Raw genomic sequence first — 23,215 nt, 5'->3', positions numbered from 1 at the left:
AGATAGAATGAATAATGTACGTAATCTATTGACTGGAAGTTTGGTCTACATTGCTTGTATAGTTTTATTGTCTTTGGCATGTAACGTTTCTTCCGGACTTCCTGTAGCTGATGTTATAGGGCAATGGCTCTATTTCGATAAAAGTGCATTGGTAGTTGCAGGATGTCTGTTGATGGCTGGATTGATGATGGAAAAAAGGTATTTTCTTTTTATACCGGTTTCGTGGGTATTGGTAATGCTGGGGGGCATTGAGGCTGTTTGGGGATTGAGGCAGCTTTATGGTTATGCTGTGTCCAACCATTCCTTGTATGTATTGACAGGTTCTTTCTTCAATCCGGGGCCTTATTCCGGCTATTTGGCCATGATACTTCCGGTCTGTCTGCATCAATGGCTGACCAAGAGGGGGGAGATTCTCTGCTCTGACCGGAATGACGGGAAAGGATGGAAAAAGGTGATGGATAAAGTTGGAGCTATGGTTGCCGGTGGCGTGATGCTGCTTATCTTTTGTGTGCTTCCGGCAGGAATGAGCCGTTCGGCATGGTTGGCGGCAGGAGTTTCCTGTCTGTGTGTATATGCTTGGCATATGGATTGGACGGATAAGTTCAGATTATTATGGCAGCAGCAAAGGCAGCGTGTGGTGATGGTAGTGGTCGGTGGATTCTGTGTCTTGCTATTGGCGGGCTATTTACTGTTTGTCTTGAAACCCGATTCTGCACGTGGCCGTCTTTTCATGTGGAAGATAACTTGTCGTGCCATTGCAGAAAAGCCGTTGACCGGATATGGGATTCATAATTTCGCAGCAGCCTATGGAAATGCACAGGAAACTTATTTTGCAGCAGGTGATTATGAACCGTGGGAGGAACGTGTGGCGGGAAGTCCGGAATATGCATTCAATGAATATCTGCAGGTTGCGGTCGAACTGGGTATTCCTTTGGCTGTATGTCTATTGGTTGTGGTCGTGCTGTGTTTGTATAGGGGAGTCCGTAAAGGACGTTATGGTATCTGTGGGGCCATTCTTTCCTTGATGATATTTTCTTTTTCCTCCTATCCGCTACAACTTCCGGTATTTATCGTTACATTTGGAGGATTGCTTGTGGCGTGCTTGTCCGGTGCCGACCGTTGGCAATGGTTGGGGCTGGCTGTATCAGTAGGCATCATTGGCGGTTTTCGCCTGAAGAATGACTTGCAAGTGGAGCAGGCCTGTCGGGAGTGGATGAATGCGCGGGTGCTGTATAATGCAGGTGCGTATCAATCGGCAGAGAAAGAGTACGGGCGCCTTTATCCTCTGTTGAGGGACCGGGCATCTTTCTTGTTCGAATATGGGCATGGATTGCACAAGCAGCAGCAGTTCAGTAAATCCAACCGTATTTTGAAAGAAGCTTTACAGCGTAGTTGTGACCCCATGATACTGAATGTGATAGGCAAAAACTATCAGCAGATGGGTGATTGCTTGTCAGCGGAAGACTGGTTTATCCGTTCCACCCATCGTTTGCCGGGACGTATTTATCCCTATTATCTGCTTGCGAAGCTTTATGCGGAACCAAGCTTCAGGCAACCGGACAAGTTTGAAAAAATGAAGTGGATGGTATTGACGAAAGAGCCGAAAGTGCATTCTACGGCAATACGACAGATGAGGGAGGAAATAAAAAAGATTCAGCTTATTTTTGTCCATATTAAAAAAGATGAATAAAAACGTAAAGCGTTAATAATGAGCGAACTAATTACTAAAGTGCTATGAAAAAAGTGTCCACATGCAAATATCGGTTCGTTTTTTTGAAACGATTAATTTTATCAATTTATAATTGAGTATGAATATGAAGACACAGAACTATCGATACCTGCTATGCATGGCCGTTGCCCTGCTTGCCGCCTGCTCCGATGCCGGAAAGGGAAAAGAGTCCGAGGAAGGGGTGGCAACCGTCCTGCCAAGTGAAAGCAATGAAGTGACCGTGAAAGTCCTGAAGCGGGCGACCTTTGAGCATGAACTGGTGAGCAACGGAAAAGTAACCGCCGGTGCCATGGCGGATTTGCGTTTTGAGACTACCGGTGTAGTGGCACACATCTACGTGAAGAACGGTGACCCGGTGCGCAAAGGGCAGAAACTTGCCGAACTGGATAAGTTCCGCCTGAAGAACAAGACCGCGCAGGCCAAGGATGCCTTGGAAAAAGCGGAACTTGAGTTGCAGGATGTATTGATAGGGCAAGGCTATCCGGTGGGGGATGCCTCCAAAGTACCTGCTGACATCATGAAGCTGGCCCGCGTGAGGAGCGGTTACGACCAGAGCCTCGCCCAGTATGAGCTTGCCGCGTATGAAGAGGAACACGCCACGCTGGTTGCGCCTTTTGACGGGGTAGTGGCGAACCTGTTCTCCAAACCGTTCAACGAGGCAAGTACCTCGGAAGCCTTCTGCTCCATTATCGGCACTCAAGGTATGGAGGTGGACTTCACGGTGCTGGAAAGCGAACTGCCGTTGATAAAGAGTGGCGACAAGGTGATTGTTACCCCTTATTCGGATGCCGGCTTTAGGCAGGAGGGGCGCATCACCCAAATCAATCCTCTGGTGGATGACAAGGGGATGGTTAAGGTGAAGGCTGCCGTCAATGGCAAGGGACGGCTGTTCAGTGGGATGAACGTGAGGGTGAACGTGCACCGCTCTCTGGGCGGACAGCTTGTAATCCCGAAGAGTGCCGTGGTGTTGCGTTCGGGCAAGCAGGTGGTGTTTACCCTGAAAGACGGAAAGGCGCAGTGGAACTATGTGCAGACCGGTCTGGAGAATGCGGAAAGCTATAGTATGGCCGACGATGCCCTGAAAGAAGGCGATACGGTCATTGTGACGGGAAATGTGAATCTGGCACATGAAGCATCGGTGAAGGTGGTTGATAGATAATGAGTGATAAGTGGTAATTCAAAATTCATAGTTCAATTGATAAAGTTTTTGATACAGCGGCCTATTGCCGTACTGATGGCATTTACAGCATGCTTCATTGTCGGGCTGGTGACTTACTTCACCTTGCCGGTATCCTTGCTGCCCGATATTGCCATCCCGGAAATTACAGTGCAGGTGTCGGCGCAGAATACCTCGGCGCGTGAATTAGAGAATACGGTGGTGAAACCTCTGCGGCAGCAGCTCATCCAGGTGGCGAAACTGAAGGACATGGACAGCGAGACGCGCGATGGTGCAGGCATCATCCGCCTGGGCTTCGACTTCGGTACGAATACCGACCTTGCCTTCATAGAAGTGAACGAGAAGATTGACGCCGCCATGAACTATCTGCCCAAGGATGCCGAACGCCCGAAGGTGATAAAGGCAAGTGCGACGGACATTCCTGTCTTCTACCTCAATCTGACCCTAAAAAACGACAGTGCATACGGCAAGGTGGACGAACGCGCGTTTCTTGATTTGTGCGAGTTTGCCGAAAATGTCATAAAGCGTCGCATCGAGCAGTTGGCGGAAGTGGCAATGGTGGATGTCACGGGTTTGGTCGAACGCCAGTTACAGATTGTGCCCGACCCGGATAAGCTTGCTGTGTTGGGGCTCTCCATTGAAGACATAGAAAACGTGCTGGCGCAAAACAACGTGGAGCCGGGCAGCATGACTGTGCGCGACGGCTACTACGAATACAACATTAAGTTCTCCACCCTGCTGCGGACAGAGGAGGACGTGAAGGGCATCCTGCTGCGAAAGGAAGGACGTATCATCCGCTTGGGAGACTTCTGCCGGGTAGAGATTGTTCCTGCCAAGGAGAAAGGTGTCTCCATGAGCAATGGCAAGCGTGCCGTTACCCTTGCCGTCATCAAGCAGGCGGACGAGAATATGGAAGACATGAAGCTTGCCATCAACAGCACGATGGACTACTTCAAGAAAGTATATCCCGACATTGATTTTAGCATCAGCCGTAACCAGACGGAGTTGCTGGACTATACCATCTCCAATCTTCAGCAAAATTTGTCGTTGGGTTTCCTGTTCATCTGCATTGTGGCGGTACTCTTCTTGGGGGATGTCAAGTCGCCGTTCATCATCGGGTTGAGTATGGTGGTATCTATTGTCATCTGCTTCCTGTTCTTCTACTTGTTCAAGATGTCACTCAATATCATTTCTTTGTCGGGATTAATCCTGGCGTTGGGTATGATGATTGACAGCAGCATCATTGTGACGGAGAACATTTCGCAGTATCGCGAACGGGGCTATTCGTTGCGGCGGGCTTGCGTGACGGGAACGAGTGAGGTGATTACGCCCATGCTGAGTTCGTCGCTGACCACTATTGCCGTATTTGTGCCGCTGATATTCATGAGCGGCATTGCAGGGGCGTTGTTCTACGACCAGGCATTCTCTGTTACGGTGGGGCTGCTGGTTTCCTACTTCACGGGTATCATGCTGCTGCCGGTCCTCTATATGCTGGTCTACCGGACGGGGTTGCGCGGCAGGTCGTGGTTCTCCCGCATCCGCATCAACAATCCGTTGAAGGAACATACGCTGGACCGTTTTTATGATGCGGGCATCGACTGGGTATTTTCCCACAAGACGGTAAGTATCATATTCTGTGTGGTTTCTATTCCTCTTTGTGTCTTTCTGTTCTATTCCATAGCCAAGGAGCGTATGCCGCAGATAGACCAGAATGAACTGATAGTCCACGTGGAATGGAACGAAAATATACATGTGGACGAGAACCGGCATCGTGTGAATGTGCTGTTCGGACAGTTGTTGGACAAGACTGTGGAACAGACGGCTGCCATAGGCCAGCAGGACTATCTGCTGAACCGTGAGCAGGCTCTCTCTTCTTCGGAGGCAGAATTGTATTTCAAGACTTCCTCGCCTGACGGGATTGCTCCCTTGCAGAAGCAGGCGGGCGAGTGGTTGACACGGGAATATCCGTTGGCGACAGTCTCCTTTTCTCCACCCGAAACCGTGTTCGAGAAGCTTTTCGTGACCGGGGAGGCCGATGTGGTGGCGGGACTTTATGCCCGCAATAAGGAGAAGGCGCCGGCGGCGGAAGAATTGCGCGGACTGGAACAACAGTTTGCGGAGCTTACGGGGACAGCGCCCGTAGGTATCGCTTTCGAGAACCAGCTTGACATAAGCATCCTGCAGGAAAAGCTGTTGCTCTATGACGTTTCGTATGACGAGCTTTACCGTACGCTGCGGACGGCATTCAAGGAGAACAGCGTAGCTATGCTCCATTCCTACCAGCAATACCTGCCTATCGGCATTGTGGGCGAGGAGCGGACAGTGAATGAGGTGCTGCAGCAGACATTGATACAGACCCGTCCGGACAGTAAGGGCGAAGTGGAGTATATTCCGCTTCGGGAGCTGGTAAAGGTGCGTCCGGCTGAGGACTTGAAAACGATTACGGCAGGACGCAACGGTGAATATATACCGTTCCGTTTCTATGAAGTGGACGATGCTCCGGAGTTGATGGAAAAGGTGAAGCGGGAGGCAGATGCCACGGGTGACTGGGATACGGCCTTCTCCGGCAGTTTCTTCTCCAACCGCCAGATGCTGGACGAGTTGGTGGTGATTCTTTTCATCTCTGTCCTGCTGATGTATTTCATTCTTGCCGCCCAGTTCGAAAGCTTCGTGCAGCCGCTCATCGTGCTGCTGGAAATTCCGATAGATGTGGCGTTTGCCCTGCTTCTGTTGTGGATATGCGGGCATACCTTGAACCTGATGTCTGCCATCGGACTGATAGTGACGTGCGGTATCATCATCAACGACTCCATCCTGAAGCTGGATGCCATTAATGAATTACGGAGGGCTGGTATGCCGTTGCTCGAGGCCATCCACGAGGCGGGGCGCAGAAGGCTCCGGCCCATCATCATGACATCGCTCACCACCATTTTCGCCATGGTTCCGCTGCTGTTCTCGTTCGACATGGGCTCGGAGCTGCAGAAGCCGCTTTCCATAGCGATGATTGGGGCGATGTTCGTGGGGACACTGGTCAGTCTGTTCATCATCCCGTTGATATATTGGTTTATTTATAGAAAAGAAAGAGCATGAAGAAATTAAGTCTTATACTTTTGTTCAGTCTGGGAGCCCTTTCCGCTTTTGCCCAACAGCGGATAACGCTCGATTTGCAGCAGACCATTGCCCTGGCGAATGACAGTTCGCTGGAAGCCTTCCGCACCAAGAACATGTATCTGGCCGGTTATTGGGAATACCGCACCTATAAGGCAAACCGCCTTCCCAGCCTGACGCTGAACATGACTCCGGCACAGTACAACCGTGATATCACCAAGCGTTACGACTCCGAACAGGACCTTGACATCTATCGCAGCCAGCAATCCTTCTATGCATACGGCAATCTTGCCGTCAGACAGAATTTCGACTTGACGGGCGGTACGTTCTATCTGGATACGGAGCTGGGCTATATGCGGAGCTTCGGTGGAAACAAGTATACCCAGTTCACCAGTGTTCCGGTTCGTTTGGGCTACTCGCAGAGTCTGGTCGGTTACAATCCTTTCCGTTGGGAACGCAGGATTGAGCCGCTGAAGTACGAAAAGGTGAAGAAGGAGTATATTTACAATGCAGAGCGAGTATCCGAGCAGGCCACTACCTATTTCTTTGCGCTTGCCATGGCACAGGCGGAATATGACTTGGCCAAGGACAATGCCGTCTCCACCGATACCCTCTACCGCATCGGCATGCAGCGCTTGAAAATAGCCGCCATCAGCCGTGCCGACCTGCTGACGCTGAAACTCGACGTGGTGAATGCCCGCAATACTTTGCAGAATGCCGCCAGTGCCTTGAAGCGCGCCATGTTTTCGTTGGCATCTTTCCTGAATATGGAGAAGAACACGGATATCAGGGTGTCGCTTCCGGGACGTCCGAGGGCGCTGACCATACCGGTTGATGAGGCTTTGCTGGCCGCTCAAGCCAACAATCCGGAATTTCTGGGGCTTCGTCAGGAAGTGCTGGAAGCCGAGCAGACAGTAGACAAGACGAAGAAGGAATCGCGCTTCAACGCCAGCATCAACGCCAGCGTCGGCTTCAACCAGGTGGCAGAGAAATTCGGTGAAGCATACAGGCATCCCATGCAGCAGGAGATGGTGTCGCTCAGTGTCTCCATTCCACTGGTGGACTGGGGCGTGAGGAAAGGCAAATACAACATGGCGAGGAACAATCTGAACGTGGTGAAGACTTCTGCCCGGCAGAGTGAAATCAGCATTGAGGAGGAGGTTATCATGACCGTCAGTGACTTCAACGTCCAGCAAGCCCTCGTCGCCAGTGCCGAAGAGGCCCTCGACCTTGCCATCCTGGCGTATAACGAAACCCGCCAGCGCTTCATTATCGGCAAGGCAGACATCAACAGCCTGACCCTCTCGCTGAACCGCCAGCAGGAAGCGCAACGCAATTACATCTCCGCCTTGCAGGACTACTGGCTGAATTATTACAAGATACGGAAACTGACGTTGCACGACTTTGCCAGCGGATTTTCGCTGTCGGAAAAATTTGATTATAATAACTGATGAAACGAGTTTCTTCCTTCACCGTCATAGTGGCGTTTGTCTGCCTTGCTTTGGTAGGGGTGGCGTTGATACCGCTGCTCCCCGTCAAGCTGAATCCGTCACGCAGCCTGCCCGGCTTCACGGTGGGTTTCAGCATGCCTGGCACTTCGTCGCGGGTGGTGGAGATGGAAGTGACCAGCAAGCTGGAATCCATGCTGGCGCGTATCCGCGGAGTGAAGCGGCTGAACTCCACCTCGGGCAACGGCTACGGCAACATTACTGTGGAGCTGGACAAGCATGCCGATGTCGAGGCAGTCCGCTTCGAAGCTTCCACCATCATCCGGCAGACGTGGCCCCAATTGTCCGAAGGTGTCAGCTATCCCACCATTCACATGAAAGTGCCCGACGAGAACGCCTCACGCCCTTTCATGTCCTTCACACTGAATGCCCCTTCCACTCCGATATTGATTCAGCAGTATGCCGAGGAGCATATCAAGCCGCGGCTGGCAAATATTCCGGGTATCTATAAGGTGGAACTCAGCGGTGCCACGCCCATGGAGTGGAGACTGGAATATGACAGTGAACAGTTGCGCTTGCTGGGTGTGACCCTATCGGACATCAGCGAGGCAGTACAGCGGCATTACCGGAAGGAATTTCTGGGTACGCACAATGTGGATACAGGTAACGGTAGCCGGGAATGGATACGCCTGGCACTGGTGCCGGAGAGCAACTCCCTTGGTTTTAATCCTGCTGCCATCACCGTGACGGCTACCGACGGGAAACTGCTCCGCTTGGACGAACTGGTGTCGGCTGTCCGTATGGAGGAGGAGCCGCAAAGCTATTACCGCATCAATGGGCTGAATTCCGTCTATCTATCCATTACTGCGGAAGAAACTGCCAACCAGTTGCAACTGAACCGTGCCGTGATGGACGAGATGGAAGCTGTTCGGCAGGTACTTCCTGTCGGATATGAAGTGCATACCAGCTATGATGCGACCGAGTACATACGGGAAGAACTGGACAAGATTTACTTCCGTACCGGTTTGACGGTACTCATCCTGCTTGTATTCGTATGGCTCATTACTCGTAAGTTGAAATATCTTTTTCTGATAGTTACCAGCCTGGCTGTAAATATAGCGGTGGCACTTATCTTCTACTACCTCTTCGGACTTGAGATGCAGCTTTATTCGCTGGCAGGTATCACTGTCTCGCTGAATCTGGTGATAGACAGCACCATTGTCATGACCGACCACATTCTGCATCGGCGTAATCTCAAGGCCTTCCTGTCGGTGTTGGCGGCAACCCTCACTACGATGGGTGCGCTTGTTATCATTTTCTTCCTTGACGAGAAGATACGGCTCAACCTGCAGGACTTTGCAGCGGTAGTGATCATCAATCTGGCTGTTTCCTTGATGGTGGCATTGTTCTTTGTTCCGTCGATGATTGAGAAGATAGGACTGGTGAGGCGGATTACGGGGAAGAAAAGGCGTCTTGTCTTGCCGGGGCTGACGCAAACATTCAAAACAAGGTTGGGACGGATTTTCAGACGTTTCCCCGTTTATTTCTCCTGCTGCTACTCTGCTCTCATCCGTTTTCTGTGCCGTTGGCGCTGGGCTGTATGCCTGCTGTTACTGTTGGGTTTCGGTCTGCCCGTTTTTCTGTTGCCCGACAAACTGGAAGGAGGGGGAAAATGGGAAGCTGCTTACAATAAGGTATTCGGTTCGGATACCTATAAGGAGTCGGTGAAACCCGTTGTGGACAAGGCGCTGGGCGGCAGCTTGCGGCTTTTCATACAGAAGGTGTACGAAGGCAGTTACTTCACCCGTAATGAGGAGGTGGTGCTCTATGCCAACGCCAACCTTCCCAATGGCAGCACCCTCGAGCAGATGAACACTTTGATGAAACGTATGGAGACCTACCTCAGCCGGTTCAAGGAAATCAGGCAGTTTCATACTTCCATCTACAGCCCCCGGCGTGCCAGTATGCAGATTTATTTCAAGAAGGAAGCCCGGAACAGCGGTTTTCCCTATACACTGAAAGCCAATATGATAAGCAAGGCACTGGAACTGGGAGGCGGCAGCTGGGGCATCTACGGATTGCAGGACCAGGGGTTCAGTAATGACGTCCGCGAGAGTGCCGGCTCCTACCGCATCAGGATGTACGGCTACAACTACGACGAACTCTATGAGTGGGCGGAGAAGCTGAAGGCCAAGCTGCTGACGCACCGGCGTATCAAGGAAGTGCTCATCAATTCGGAGTTCTCCTGGTGGAAGGATGACTATCAGGAATTCTACTTCAACCTGAACAAGGAGCGCATGGCGCAAGAGGGCATCGACGCGCAAGTGCTTTTCTCTGCGGTGCGCCCCATCTTTGGCAAGAATCTGGAGATTGGTTCGGTAGCGGCCGAGCAGGGGATGGAGAAAATCAAGCTCTCTTCCCGCCAGTCTGCCGAATATGACATCTGGGCAATGCAGTTCTTTCCCTATGGAGTAGGAAACGGCAAGCATTACAAACTTTCCGAACTGGCTACTGTGGAAAAGGGACAGATGCCGCAGGAGATTGCCAAAGAAAACCAGCAGTACCGCCTCTGCCTGCAATACGAATATATCGGCTCCAATGAGATGGGCAACAGGATACAGAAACGTGACCTGGAGGAGTTCAACAAACTGTTGCCGATGGGTTATACAGCCGAGTCGGACAGCAACAGTTGGTCATGGGGCGAGAAGGACAACCGCCAATACCTGCTTCTGCTGGTGGTGATAGCCATCATCTTCTTTACGACCAGCGTTCTGTTCAACTCCCTGAAGCAGCCGCTTGCCATCATCTTTGTGATTCCGGTTTCTTATATCGGGGTATTTCTTACTTTCTATTGGTTCCGGCTGAACTTCGACCAGGGCGGTTTTGCCTCGTTCGTCCTGCTGTGCGGCATCACGGTGAATGCCAGCATCTATATCCTGAACGAGTACAACAGCATCCGACGTCGTTTCCCCCGTCTTTCCGCTCTTCGTGCCTACGTCAAGGCGTGGAATGCGAAGGTCGTTCCTATTTTCCTCACGGTAGTTTCTACCATTCTGGGATTTATCCCTTTCATGATAGGTGAGGACAAGGAGGCTTTCTGGTTTCCATTGGCGGCGGGTACCATTGGCGGACTGGTGATGTCCGTCATCGGTATCTTCTTTTTCCTGCCGGTTTTTGTGCTGAAACGGCGTGATTTTCTTAGGAAATGATTACTTTTGCTCGATTTTGTTACCTGAATGGATACTTGAATTTTAAATATGGAAAGTGCGGAGTACTCTTTGGATGAGTTATTATGTCAGTCTCTTCTGTTGTTTCGTCAGTATCGGTTTTATGATGCTCCAGAATGTGGAGAAAAGGCATTCCGGATATTGGAGGAAGCCCATGTATGGATGGGGCGTACGCAAGAGTGTGTGGATATGGCGAAATGGGGGTGCGTGATAGAGTGTCTTGCGCAGAAATACTACATAGAAGATGATACGGATGCGATTCTGGAAGAAATTGATGCTGCCTTGGTTGCGCATTGGAAGAGGATAGAGAAAATCCATGCAGAAGTCACCACCGTTTATTTATGGCTGGGGTACTATTTCCTGCTACGTTTCAGAAACCGGGAATCCCGTTCCCATTCCCGTTGTAAACAGATAATGTCCAGCTTGTTGTGTGCTTTGGTCGAAATCTTCCGTAAGGTGGAGAAGGGGGGAGCCCCGACAGAAGTCTTGTCACATCTTTCGGTAGATGTTTGGGGAGAGACCGTCTGCTGGATGGAGCAGGTACATGATTCCCGTCTTTGCGAGAAGCAGTCGTCAGCTTTGCTGGCACAACTCTATAACCTGAAAAGTGTGGAGTTGGAAAAAGGTCCGGGAAAGCAGGATGCTTTGCTCCAGCAGATTCTGGAGTTTTATTGCTTTTAAGGGAAAATTATCTCTGCTTAGTTTTATCATTTCTGCTTCCACACTTCCACCTACTTCCTGCATCCCTTTATTCATCGGCATTACAAGTGTTGTGGAAGCAACTCAAAAAGGTGGAAGCAACTTTTGCTTCCACAGCGGAAATACGCCGAAAAGTAAGTTAATATCTTGTTTGTTAGTGTATTAATAGAATGTACAGCATTTTGCAAATATCTTGTTTACACGATATGCGTTTCGTGTAAACACGGTATTAACTTCGTAAAAGACCGTTTACCGATAGACTGCAGCTGGGCTCATAATAGGAATAAGATAGGTGCACAGTATGGGGAAACTATGAGTATAATAGGTGTTCAACGGTTATGAAGCACCTTGTTGACGGTCGTTAGTCGAGTGGTTGACGGCCGTTGGCAGAGCGCATCACGGCCGATAGGCGCTGATAACTCCGTACAGAAAATGGAAAGGAAGCCTATGTAAGGGAAAACAAGCTCTGAGCTATTTGTTTTGTTTGTCACATTTATCTTGTTTTTGTACATTGTTGAAGCGGTTTTTTGTATCTTTGAAGGGAGAGGCCGTAAAAAAGCTTATTCTCATCCAAAGTTTAATTATATATACATGGATTATGAAGCGATGTATAGTACTGTTCATAACATTCTGCTGTGCAGTTGTTTCTAATGCGCAGACAAATGGCATTGTGACTGATGGGGAAAAAGGATTGCCGTTGGCTGGTGTGAATATTTATCTCCAAAAGGATTCTGTGTATACGCAATGATAATCTGGTAAAGAACATGTTCATATGAAAAAACTGTTATATCTTGGGCTTTTGTCCGTTTGTGTACTGTTAGGTTCTTGCGTAGAGAAGAACGTATCCAATGTTTTTGATAAGGTAGAGAGGTATATGGATGTATATCCTGACAGTGCATTACTGCTGTTGGAGCAAATTCCTCATCCGGAGAAGCTTCGTGGAAAGCAGCGGGCAGACTATGTGCTGCTGTTGACACAAGCCCGTGATAAGAACTATCTGGATAGCATGCAGTCGGATTCGTTGATAAAGTTGGCGGTAGATTATTATAAGAATGGGGGTGATAACGTGAAAGCGGGGAAGGCATTGTTTTATTATGGCAAAGTGATGGATTTGCAGGGGAATGATACGCTGGCTATGCAAGCCTATTTGAATGCTTTGGCTAAATTGGAGAAAACGGAAGAGTATAAGCTACAAGGCTTGGCATATGAGTATATCGGTATTTTGAATGCAGATAGAAAGCTACACAAAGATGCTCTTGATAATTATCAAAGTTCGGTATATTGTTTTCAAAAGGCAGCCGATACTTTAGGGGTTATATATGCTTATCGGGATATTGCTCGTATTTATTATGTAGAACAACAATATGACAGTGTTTATAACTACATCAATAGGGCTTTGTCCTTGTGTGAAGAAAAGAAAGGATGTATCGATTTTGAACGAGTAACTCCTTCTTTGTTACAAGTAAAAGGAATTGCAAAAAGAAATGAGGGAGATTTGGAAAATGCAATAATCTTGTTGAAAACTGCGGTAGAGACTGAACAAGATAGGCATTCTATGCATCACTGTTCAATGTCATTGGGGAACATTTATTTAAATCAAAATAAGTTGGATGAGGCAAAAAGATATTTTACTTTAGCTTTGAAATCAGAAAGGCCTCGTACTCTGGCAGGGGCATACCACTATTTGTATCTGTTGGAAAAGAGGCAGAAAAAGTATGCAATGGCTCTCTATTTCAAAGAGAAGTCTGATTCGTTGTTGTCCGTTGACCTGGATGCTAAACAAGCATCTCAAATTTTGACTTTGCAACGTAAATATGAAAAAGGAAAGCTTCTTTTAGAAAAGCAACAAGTTGAACACGAAAAGAAAATACAGTTTTATTTTGGGATGGTAATCGTTTTATTTATTATCCTATTATGTCTTGTTTTGTATTTTCTTTTAAGAAAAAGATACAAAGAGATGTTCCGGAAAAATATGCAAGTAATAAAGGAGAATGAGTGCATGATTAAACGATATGTTTATGAACTTGATGTGTTGAAACAAAAAACAGGTGAAACAGCGGAAACAAATAGAGAGAAGGTTGGTAAATTGAATCAAAAGATTTTGCTGTTGGAGAGTGAGAATAAAAAAATACGTGAAAATGTATGTGTAAATGGTGTTTATCTCTTGGATCAATTGAAGAAGGAAAAGCTGATTGTGAAGAATATGACCAAACAAGAGAAAGAACAGCTCCTTGAATACATGGATTTGATATATGGTAATTTGATTTCTCGGTTAAAGAAAGATTTTAAATTAACGAGTGGTAACCTGATATTGATAGCTTTGCTTAAAGTTGGTTTCACTACCACTGAGTTGATGTTTACTTTTGACTGCGAGATGAATTCTATTTTTACGAAAAAACGGAGATTGAGGGAGAGCTTAAATTTGGATACTACTGATAAATTGGAAGAATTTATAACTCTTTATTAGAAGAACTTCTTGCTTTTCGTCCACTAACTTAGTAGCTTTTTTTTTAGTATTTTCTTGATATATAGTTTGTTATTCTCTTTTGTGTTGTCCACTTGTACTTTCCCTAAGAAGTGATTAAATGGCTATCTTTGTTACATTCAAAACTAAAGATACTATGAAATCATTTTTTATTTTGTTAAGTTTATACTGCTTCTTTGTGGTAAATGTAGTGAATGGAAAGTCAGTAACTTTTCCTTCAAGAGTAGAAATCATCATGGATGAGGATTTTGATTTACCGGATGGTCCGGGGAATGGTCACCGTTCTATTCCTCCAGTGACTCCTTTTTTAGCATTTTTGAATGATGACCACTCCATTGACTTGGAGTTCTATCAATCTATAGGTGAGATTGAAATTGTAATTTCTCAGAATGGGGATGTTGTTTACTCTTCTACTGAGAATATTGACTCTCCAATATTGAGAAAAGTACAATTACAGAAAGGCTTAGTTGGTGATTTTTTACTTGAGATAAAAGGTTTGGATGGAGCTTATGCATTCGGTAGATTTACTATTCATTAATAATGGCTATATAGCACTATGAAACAAATCTCATTTTGCATCACTTGTATGAATCGGCTTAAACATTTACAAGAAACTTTGGAGAAGAATATTCTTGATAATTTCTTAGTAGATGAGGTCGAGTTTGTTGTGCTGGATTATAATTCGCAAGATGGATTAGAAGAATGGATTGCTCAATCTATGATGAAATATATTGAGATGGGTATTCTTGTCTATTATAGGACTACTGAACCAGCTTATTATCGACGCAGCCATAGCAGGAATATGGTTTTCAGATTGGCAGAAGGAGAAGTAGTATGCAATTTGGATGCAGATAATTACTTAGGTAGAGGGTTTGCAGAGTTTATGTTAAAAGAATTTAACAATAAAGAGCGTCTATTTTATACGAGTAATCTTTGTTATCGTGATGTTTTCGGAAGGGTCTGCTTGGAAAGAAAGGAGTTCGTTGAGGCGAGAGGATACAATGAAGTGTTTGTAGGATATGGTTTGGAAGATGTTGAATTTTTCAATCGTTTGTTGTGTAGAGGGCTTGTGCAGGAAATTTTTAATCAGAAGGAATTTTATAATGTTTTGATGCATGCAGATGAAGAGCGGATAGCACAAGAGTTTTTGTTGAAGAAGTTGCAGAGTGTCTATCTGGATTATATAAATCCCTACTCTACGAGAGTATTGATGTTGTATAAAGGACAACGTTTTGGCATAGGAGTGATACAGAACAATATTGCAATGAATTATAATCATCCGGATGAATCAGACATGCTAAAACAATGTATAGGGGATAAATATCGACTTGTGATAAAAGGAGAATGGAAAGAAGGAATATGGGATGAGATGGAGAACGGAATTCGACTGAATTTTAAAGATGAGGAAATGATACTTAGAAACAAATCTAATTGTTTGTATGATTTTAATCATCAATATTATAAAGTTAAAGATGCGAATCTGATAGTGGTAATTGTCATGGGTGTAACAGAGGCTATAAACTATCTGAAGATGAAAAAAATGGATAATGATTGTAAAACGGTAAATCCGAATGGGTTCGGACAAGGGATTGTATATCGGAATTTTGATTATACTAATAAAATACTCTTGGCATAATATGAAACAGAATTATACGTTGATGGGAGGAAAAGCGTGGTGTTGTTTTTCTGTTTTTTATTCTCGAAAAGCGTGGGGAAGCCTCTTGACTGAGGTTGTCTCATTCTATCGTGAGTTCCAAAGTTTGTTTCATTATTTTGTGGCTTATTTCTCTGAACAACAAGGAGAACATATCAAAGTCACTTTTTCGTTTGATATTGAGAATATGGTTGAAATACAGGAAAGGGTCGATACTCATTTTTTACTTTTCTTGAATCAAAATCCGTCAGTCCATCCTAAACAGTTCCCTTTCGGAGAAGATTTGTGGTGCTTTTATCCTAACAATTCTTTGGTCTGGAATCAGTATAAGATACAATATCCGGATTTAGATTTATTGCTGGATAAACAATTTACACTTTGCCTTTCCGGATTTTTGAGTGATACTTATGTGGGAGGCAAAAAGCAAATGGAGGGAGAGAACTTTAATTTGCTGGAGCAAATACAACAAAAAGTGTTTACAGATCAAAATGGGATTAGGCTTGCCAAATGGGGATGTTTGATAGAATGTTTAGCTCAAAAGTCTTTGATAGAGATGGATGTGGATGAACAACTTACAGATGTGGATGAATTCTTGATAGCTTTGTGGCAAGAGATGAAAGTGCCTTATATGGGTACATTTCAGTTCTTATTGTGGGTAGGAGATTATTTTCTATTTCGTTTCTATGACGAGAATTCTTTGTTTCGCTCTCGGACTTCTTGGATGTTGGAGCAAATAGTATTAGGTGTTGAACGGCTTTTCTGTCAGTTTGAGTATAGAGTGAGGTATGTTGAACCATTGTTTTTATTTCCAGTTGATGTTTGGCGAGATTTAGGTGAATGGTTACTGTGTGTGGAGAAAGTTTGTATATGTGAGTCGGTAAAAAATGTATTAGCTAAGTTATATGCTTTACCTGAAATGGAGTTTTTGTTACATTGTAATTTCCCAAAGAATACTTTGCGTTGGAAATATCGTGAAATAATATTTGTGGATAAATAATAGAGATAGTTTTATGCTATACATAAATTGAATGTTTAATTAAAATTTTGATGACAATGAAAAAGTTAGGTAAGATTAAATTGGATCAGCTTAATAAAGCTGAACTCAGTGAAAAGGAGTTGAATCGCCTTTTGGGAGGAGAAAACTGTTGTTTGTGTGCTTGCGCTGGACCGTCTGGACCGGTTGACAACTTTAATGCAAATGTTGCAGGTAGTCTGTACTCTCCATCGTGGACTGGCGGTACTCATGGATCACATAGCATGTAGGAATAGTAGTAAATAATACAAGTTTGATGTTTTTTATTCTTTCCTTGTTTATAGGAGAATAAAAATTGTATTTTGCAACTGTTTGAATTGTGAAGTAAGTAATTTGTACCGTTATTTTGGAAGTAGTGGAAGTGCATGATATGTGTGTTTTCTACTACTTTCAGAATGAGGTATATTGATGATTGTATTTATGAAAAATTGTTTTTTACTGATAGCTATTGCTTCATTCTTATTAGGATGTAGTGGCAATAAAAAGGAGAATACTTTGCAAGATGAAGAGGGTACTCCAGTTATTAATCTATCATCAGACAATGTGTCTAAGGTTGCTTTACTACCATTGAGCGAAGCTGCTGCGAAAGTGGAGATTGTTTCGTTGGAGGTGACGGACGAATCTCTAATAGGAGAAATTACTAAAATGAAGGTGACTGATTCTGACATCTGGGTGAAACATTATAAAGACAATCATGTCCTCCGATTTTCACGTTCCGGAAAGTTCTTGAATAAGGTAGGCAAAGTTGGACAAGGACCGGAAGAATATATCAGAATGGCTGATTTCTTCGTGGACGAGAACACCAAAGAAGTATATATCCAGACGACAATAGTTGGAGTTAAAGTCTATGATTATGAAGGCAATTATAAGCGGACAGCTGCAAAAACATCTCCGGATGATGTATTTATGACAATGTATTTCCAATTTGCATTGTATGATAACAAGTTCTTTATAGCTCAAAATCTGGCATTTATCAATAAACCGACACCAAAAGATTCGGTATGGTCTTTTGCATGGGTTGATAGTACTTACCAGAAAAAAAAGATATTCAAAAATCCGGCACATATCGGGCGTGAAGAGGAAATTATGAAGAACGGAATTAATTTCCAGCAGTTTGTTAACTATTGGTTAGAACCTTTTACCAGTATAGATACCTATGGCAATCAGTTGACCTTGAAATATCCGGATACCGATACGATTTATCGTTATGACAGCCCTGCGAATGAGTTGGTACCTCAATATATCATTTCAACCCATGAAGAAAAAGGTGATTATGGGGCGACTCATGTTTGGTTTAGGGAAAGAAGCGCTTTCGATTATTTTTCCATATATTCTTATTATCCGAGTAAGGATAATATCTATCTGCTGTGCAGTAAGGGGGAAACCATTTATACTTATTGTTATGGCAAACAGACTGGAAAAGTGAAAGTAAAAGAGCGAAAATCCGAGATTACGGAACGAATGCTGGGTAATCACACCCTTCGTAGGCTGGAAGGTGCTAAGTACTTTATCTTGGATAATGATTTGTGTGGAGGGTCGTTCCATGTAGATTATCGTTCACAAGGAAAGTATTGGATAGATGTACTTATTCCGAACAGTGAAGACAACTGGATAGATATAGACGAGATGAGAACTTCTGACGTAAAGGATGAATCTCTAAAAGCAAAATTCATCCATACTTTGGAGAATGTAGAGGAAGAGAGTAATCCGATATTGGTAATTGCTACATTAAAATAGTAAATGATGGATAAGTCTTTTTTGATAACTACTGGGAATCAGCATCAATATGTATATTCGGATGCTTTGTGCTATTTTCTTTATGTGCCGGAAGAAATGGCAACTGTAATGGAACATATGGATGCATCACTTGTTGATAGAACAAATTATTACGAACGTAAACTGAAATTTCTGAAAGAACATTGTTTTTTTGAAAAGAGAGAGGTAACATTTCAAACAGATTATAGTGAAGAATTGGTAAAACGAAACCTTGCAGGGTTGCGGCAATTATTGATTGAAGTAACTGATAGGTGTAATTTGGAATGTAAGTATTGTGGTTATGGTGAATTTTATTCTAATTATGACCGGCGAGAAACAGGTGACCAGTCTTTTGAAAACGTAAAACTATTGGTAGATTATTTGACTAAACTATGGTGTTCTGATTATAATGTTTCTCATAAAAATGAGATTACAATTGGATTTTATGGCGGAGAACCTCTGCTGAATATGAAACTGGTGAAGGAAACAATTGCCTATATTGAGAGTTTGAATTTGCCTTCTTTGATTTTTAATTACAATACAACCACGAATGCTATGCTACTGGACCGGTATATGGACTATTTGGTGGAAAAGAATTTTAGTATTCTGATTAGTTTGGACGGGAATGAGGTGCAATCTGCTTATCGGGTAGATAAGCATGGAAATTCGTCTTTCTCACGTGTAGTCAGAAACGTAAAGAAACTGCAAGAAACCTATCCGGATTATTTTGAAAAGAAAGTAAATTTCAACTCTGTATTGCATAACTTGAATTCTGTTGCAGAATGTTATTATTCCATCAAAGAACTGTTTGGGAAGAATCCTCGTATGGCGCAGCTAAATACTACTGGGCTTATTCCGGAACGTGTTGAAGAGTTTTCTAAAATGTTTAATGATAGAGTGAGGAGCTTTGATGAAGCAGTGCAACACGAGGATTTGAAGTATACTTTCATTAAGGATGGCAGCCGTTCCGTGAGCTATCATTCGATGTTGATGCGATATGGTGGTAATCGTTATGCTACTTATTTGGATTTGTTTGATACGGGGTGGGAAGACCGATACATTCCCACAGGCACTTGTCGCCCTTTTGAACGCAAATTATTTTTGACAGTTCGTGGAAAAATTCTTCCATGCGAAAAGATTGGACAAGAACATGCTATTGGATATCTGAAGGATGGAAAACTGAATTTGGACTGTGCAGCTGTAGCTAAATATTATAGTTCGATGTACGAAAAGGTAGTAAAAAGCTGTCGACACTGTTATTTAAAAAGGAGCTGCGGTCAGTGCTTGTTTTTGTTGAAGGAAAAGAATGGGCAATTGATATGTCCCGGCATACAAACGGATGCTAAGTTGAAAGAGGAGTTTGGGATTTTTTTAACGTATGCTGAGAATTATCCGAATCATTATGAGGAGTTGTTATCTTCTATTGTAGTCGATTAATTGAAAAAGGAGTAAATGCAATGAATTATTTATTTTATTTGGAGCCTTATGCGTTTTTGTTGCGTAGTAATGACAAAACAGTAGTTTATAATACTCTGAATGCAACTTATTTGATTTGTCCTGATTATCCGATTGTACAGTTGATTATTGAACAGTGGCAAAATCCGACGAATGGGTATAGTGTTTTGTTGGATAAGGAAATGATGGAAAACGAAGTTGTAAGACATTTTGTTGAGGCTGTAAGAGAATTGTTTTCGGGTGATTGTATAGAATATGACGGGAAATTTCCTAAGCCTTATATCTTTCAGCCAACTTTGTTCTTGAATTCAGATATACGTGTCAAAGATGAGGAAAAAAAAGCCTCTTTGGGAAATCGTGTTATGGAAAACCTTAATGAAGTAAATCTGTATTTACCGGCAACGTGTGAGTTGGAGTGTCCGGCTTGTACTTCTTACTTCCATCAAATAAATCACTGTACTGTTCACTCCGGTGATGGACTGAAAACAGACGATTATCGTCGATTAATACGCCAATTCTTGATGAATGGCATTAAACGGATTAATATATTTGCAGGAGGAAATCCGAATAAAAATAGCTATGTTAGGCAATTGCTTCCTGACATGGAAAAATCAAAGGTAGATGTGCATTTGTATTTGGATAATACATTCTTGTGTAGTGAATATGAAGAATTGGTGCAACAGACCAAATGTGTTTTAGAAGTTTTAGTCCATGCTGAAGGTTTTGGTAATCAGCTGACTGAAGATATGCAGAAGTTCCCGTACGATAGAGTGAAGTGGAATTTGATAGTATCCAATGAATCTGATATGGAACGTATAGAAAAAATGGAGATACCTGCAGAAACGGTAGTTCAAATAAAACCTTTTTATACAGCGGAAAATAAAGATTTCTTTAGAGAGTATGTCTACTTGGATATGCAAGATATATTGGCTGCCCCTATTGATAGAAAAACGATATTTAGGCATCGGACTTTGAATGATAATTTTTTCGGTAAGTTAACAATTTATCCTTCGGGAGAAGTCTATGCCAATGTGAATTGCAGTGTATTAGGAAATATACAAGATTCATCTTTAAAGGAACTTCTCTATAAAGAAATAACAGAAGGAAATGCTTGGCTTAGAATTAGAGGCAATGAAAAACCTTGTAACCAATGTGTTAATAGGGATTTATGTCCCTCTATCTCTAATTATGAGCTGGTGATAGGAAAAAACAATTTATGTAATATACCAATTGAATAAGTGGACGTATTCCCATATTATCGTCAGCTTGATGCCATGGATTGTGGTCCTACTTGCCTACGTATGATAGCTAAGTTTTATGGTAAGAGCTATTCTTTGCAGACTTTGCGTGCCCGTTCTTTTATTTCTCGCAATGGTGTTTCCATGTTAGGCATCAGCGATGCCGCTGAGTCTATTGGTTTCAGAACGTCCGGAGTTCGTGTCTCTTTTGAACAATTGGCGGAAGATGTTCCTCTGCCCTGCATTTTGCATTGGAATCAGAGTCATTTTGTGGTTTGCTATGATGTTAAGAAAAAGAAAGGGCAATACACGTTTAGGATAGCAGACCCTGCAACTCAGTTGGTTACGTATAATGAACTGGAATTGAAGCGATGCTGGTTAGCTACCAAATCGGACGGAGAAGAGAAGGGGACTGCGCTTGCACTGGAACCCACTCCTGACTTTTATAATGGTGAGGGAGAACCGGAACTGAAAGAAAGAGGGTTGCGTTTTTTCTTCCGTTATCTGACTCCCTATAGGAAAGAGTTGTTTCAGCTGATATTGGGCATGTTGGTGGTGAGCTTACTTCAGCTTATCCTACCTTTTCTTACGCAAGCCTTGGTGGATGTGGGTATCAGTGACGGAAATTTGAGCTTTATTACCTTAGTGCTGGTTGCGCAGATTATAATCTCGGTATCACAACTATCGGTAGAGTTTATCCGTAGCTGGATATTGTTGCATGTGAATACGCGTATATCCATCTCCCTTATTTCGGACTTTTTGGCAAAGTTGATGAAGTTGCCGCTTCATTTTTTTGATACGAAGATGGTGGGAGACATTATACAGCGCATTGGTGACCATGACCGTATAAAGAATTTTCTGACAGGTTCTTCTATTAGTACGCTCTTTTCCTTTGTCAGTTTTTTCATCTTTGCTATTGTACTTGCTTACTACAATTTGGTGGTATTGGGAATCTTTCTTTTAGGTAACAGCTTGTATATTGCCTGGATACTTGCTTTTATGAAATATCGCCGTGAATTGGATATCCGTCGGTTTGCACAAGCAGCCGGAGAGCAGAGTAACCTTGTGCAGATGGTGACCGCTATGCAGGAAATAAAGTTGAATAACTGCGAGACACAGAAGCGCTGGCAGTGGGAGCGTATTCAGGTGAAACTGTTTAAAATCAGCGTAAAAGGGTTGACGCTAGGGCAGGTACAGCAAGTAGGTTCTGTGTTTTTCAATCAGACCACGAATATTATAATCTCGTTTATTGCGGCAAAGGCGGTGGTGGAAGGGGAGATGACACTGGGTATGATGATGTCTCTGACTTATATCATCGGTCAGCTCAGTGCGCCGGTCTCTTCTTTTATAGGATTTGCGCAGCAGTTTCAGGACGCCAAGATAAGTCTGGAACGGCTGAATGAGGTACATGGGAAGCCGGATGAGGAGCAGGATATTGCTTCCAAATTGTCTGTTTTGCCTAAGAGACGGGAGCTGAGAATGGAAAATGTGTGCTTCAATTACGATGGAGCGGATAGGGATTATGTGTTGGATAATGTCTCTTTAGTGATTCCTGAACATAAAGTGACAGCTATTGTAGGTGCGAGCGGGAGTGGAAAGACTACTCTGGTGAAACTGATGCTTGGTTTCTATTCGCCCAATAAGGGGGCTGTGAAGGTGGGTGATGCTTCGTTAGAGAACATAAATCCCCACTTGTGGCGTGCCAAGACGGGAGCCGTGATGCAGGACGGCTTTATCTTTTCGGAAACCATTGCGCAGAATATTGCTGTGGGAGAGGAGCAGATTGATGTGGAGCGGCTGCGCCATGCCGTGGCGGTGGCCAATATCCGTGATTTCATAGACTCGCTTCCATTGGGGTATAACACCAAAATCGGTATGGAGGGAAACGGTATCAGTCAGGGGCAGAAACAACGTTTGCTGATAGCGCGTGCCGTGTATAAAAATCCGGAATTTCTTTTCTTCGACGAAGCCACCAATGCCTTGGATGCGAATAATGAAAAGGAGATTATGGAACATCTGCATGAATTCTATAAAGGGAAAACCGTAGTGGTAGTGGCGCATAGGCTCAGTACGGTGAAGGATGCCGACAAGATTGTGGTGCTGGATAGGGGATGCATTGCGGAAGAAGGTACCCATCGGGAACTGACGGAGCGGAAAGGAATGTATTATCGGCTGGTTAAGAATCAGCTGGAATTGGGTAGCTAATG

15 protein-coding genes are annotated in these 23,215 nt (G+C 44.1%); all 15 read left to right on the top strand.

Annotated features, from left to right (window positions below; translation table 11 throughout):
- Nucleotides 1-7 precede the first annotated feature (7 nt).
- The gene (locus DWY57_RS18785; RefSeq protein ID WP_008665583.1) at nucleotides 8-1,690 is read left to right on the top strand and encodes an O-antigen ligase family protein; all 1,683 of its coding nucleotides are present in this window, start codon (nucleotides 8-10) and stop codon (nucleotides 1,688-1,690) included.
- Nucleotides 1,691-1,814: 124 nt separating this feature from the next.
- Complete coding sequence (locus DWY57_RS18780) at nucleotides 1,815-2,888, top strand: efflux RND transporter periplasmic adaptor subunit (protein WP_034529001.1); 1,074 nt, start codon at nucleotides 1,815-1,817, stop codon at nucleotides 2,886-2,888.
- 36 nt (nucleotides 2,889-2,924) lie between these two features.
- Nucleotides 2,925-5,996, top strand: a complete 3,072-nt coding sequence (locus DWY57_RS18775; protein WP_119962254.1) for an efflux RND transporter permease subunit — start codon at nucleotides 2,925-2,927, stop codon at nucleotides 5,994-5,996.
- Entirely contained in the window at nucleotides 5,993-7,465 is a 1,473-nt protein-coding gene (locus DWY57_RS18770) for a TolC family protein (RefSeq protein ID WP_119962253.1), read from the top strand. The genes DWY57_RS18775 and DWY57_RS18770 overlap by 4 nt, the downstream gene beginning before the upstream one ends.
- Nucleotides 7,465-10,671, top strand: coding sequence for an efflux RND transporter permease subunit (locus DWY57_RS18765; protein WP_119962252.1), 3,207 nt, complete (start codon nucleotides 7,465-7,467; stop codon nucleotides 10,669-10,671). The genes DWY57_RS18770 and DWY57_RS18765 overlap by 1 nt, the downstream gene beginning before the upstream one ends.
- A 48-nt stretch (nucleotides 10,672-10,719) precedes the next feature.
- Complete coding sequence (locus DWY57_RS18760; RefSeq protein ID WP_005823861.1) at nucleotides 10,720-11,370, top strand: hypothetical protein; 651 nt, start codon at nucleotides 10,720-10,722, stop codon at nucleotides 11,368-11,370.
- 790 nt (nucleotides 11,371-12,160) lie between these two features.
- Complete coding sequence (locus tag DWY57_RS18745; protein ID WP_035450039.1) at nucleotides 12,161-13,855, top strand: hypothetical protein; 1,695 nt, start codon at nucleotides 12,161-12,163, stop codon at nucleotides 13,853-13,855.
- Nucleotides 13,856-14,009: 154 nt separating this feature from the next.
- The gene (locus DWY57_RS18740; RefSeq protein ID WP_151877010.1) at nucleotides 14,010-14,411 is read left to right on the top strand and encodes a DUF3244 domain-containing protein; all 402 of its coding nucleotides are present in this window, start codon (nucleotides 14,010-14,012) and stop codon (nucleotides 14,409-14,411) included.
- 18 nt (nucleotides 14,412-14,429) lie between these two features.
- Nucleotides 14,430-15,509: a glycosyltransferase family A protein gene (locus DWY57_RS18735; protein WP_005835286.1), complete on the top strand. Its 1,080-nt coding sequence runs from the start codon at nucleotides 14,430-14,432 to the stop codon at nucleotides 15,507-15,509.
- Between the two features lies 1 nt (nucleotide 15,510).
- On the top strand, nucleotides 15,511-16,524 hold the full coding sequence (locus DWY57_RS18730) for a hypothetical protein (RefSeq protein WP_117991024.1): 1,014 nt from the start codon (nucleotides 15,511-15,513) through the stop codon (nucleotides 16,522-16,524).
- A gap of 50 nt (nucleotides 16,525-16,574) precedes the next feature.
- On the top strand, nucleotides 16,575-16,790 hold the full coding sequence (locus tag DWY57_RS18725; RefSeq protein ID WP_306795041.1) for a TIGR04149 family rSAM-modified RiPP: 216 nt from the start codon (nucleotides 16,575-16,577) through the stop codon (nucleotides 16,788-16,790).
- A 190-nt stretch (nucleotides 16,791-16,980) separates the two neighbouring features.
- Nucleotides 16,981-18,297 carry a 6-bladed beta-propeller gene (locus DWY57_RS18720; RefSeq protein ID WP_009037127.1) on the top strand — a complete coding sequence of 439 codons (1,317 nt, stop codon included), beginning with the start codon at nucleotides 16,981-16,983 and terminating at the stop codon, nucleotides 18,295-18,297.
- 3 nt (nucleotides 18,298-18,300) lie between these two features.
- Nucleotides 18,301-19,752 (top strand): radical SAM peptide maturase, encoded by a 1,452-nt coding sequence (locus DWY57_RS18715; RefSeq protein WP_051009014.1) that lies wholly within the window; start codon nucleotides 18,301-18,303, stop codon nucleotides 19,750-19,752.
- Between the two features lie 20 nt (nucleotides 19,753-19,772).
- A complete protein-coding gene (locus DWY57_RS18710; protein WP_005823840.1) occupies nucleotides 19,773-21,008 on the top strand; it encodes a TIGR04150 pseudo-rSAM protein in 1,236 nt (411 codons plus the stop codon).
- Nucleotides 21,009-23,213, top strand: coding sequence for a peptidase domain-containing ABC transporter (locus tag DWY57_RS18705; protein ID WP_119962250.1), 2,205 nt, complete (start codon nucleotides 21,009-21,011; stop codon nucleotides 23,211-23,213). It abuts the gene before it with no gap.
- Nucleotides 23,214-23,215: the final 2 nt, after the last annotated feature.

It is taken from the genome of Bacteroides sp. AF25-5LB, assembly GCF_003602965.1.
Lineage (GTDB): Bacteria > Bacteroidota > Bacteroidia > Bacteroidales > Bacteroidaceae > Bacteroides > Bacteroides uniformis.
The sequence above is the reverse complement of the archived record's forward strand: the minus strand, read 5'-3'. Positions and strand labels throughout refer to the sequence as shown.

Coding starts and splice junctions, on each gene's coding strand:
- DWY57_RS18785 (WP_008665583.1), top strand. CDS start 8: ATGAATAATGTACGTAATCTATTGACTGGAAGTTTGGTCTACATTGCT.
- DWY57_RS18780 (WP_034529001.1), top strand. CDS start 1,815: ATGAAGACACAGAACTATCGATACCTGCTATGCATGGCCGTTGCCCTG.
- DWY57_RS18770 (WP_119962253.1), top strand. CDS start 5,993: ATGAAGAAATTAAGTCTTATACTTTTGTTCAGTCTGGGAGCCCTTTCC.
- DWY57_RS18765 (WP_119962252.1), top strand. CDS start 7,465: ATGAAACGAGTTTCTTCCTTCACCGTCATAGTGGCGTTTGTCTGCCTT.
- DWY57_RS18760 (WP_005823861.1), top strand. CDS start 10,720: ATGGAAAGTGCGGAGTACTCTTTGGATGAGTTATTATGTCAGTCTCTT.
- DWY57_RS18745 (WP_035450039.1), top strand. CDS start 12,161: ATGAAAAAACTGTTATATCTTGGGCTTTTGTCCGTTTGTGTACTGTTA.
- DWY57_RS18740 (WP_151877010.1), top strand. CDS start 14,010: ATGAAATCATTTTTTATTTTGTTAAGTTTATACTGCTTCTTTGTGGTA.
- DWY57_RS18735 (WP_005835286.1), top strand. CDS start 14,430: ATGAAACAAATCTCATTTTGCATCACTTGTATGAATCGGCTTAAACAT.
- DWY57_RS18730 (WP_117991024.1), top strand. CDS start 15,511: ATGAAACAGAATTATACGTTGATGGGAGGAAAAGCGTGGTGTTGTTTT.
- DWY57_RS18725 (WP_306795041.1), top strand. CDS start 16,575: ATGACAATGAAAAAGTTAGGTAAGATTAAATTGGATCAGCTTAATAAA.
- DWY57_RS18720 (WP_009037127.1), top strand. CDS start 16,981: ATGAAAAATTGTTTTTTACTGATAGCTATTGCTTCATTCTTATTAGGA.
- DWY57_RS18715 (WP_051009014.1), top strand. CDS start 18,301: ATGATGGATAAGTCTTTTTTGATAACTACTGGGAATCAGCATCAATAT.
- DWY57_RS18710 (WP_005823840.1), top strand. CDS start 19,773: ATGAATTATTTATTTTATTTGGAGCCTTATGCGTTTTTGTTGCGTAGT.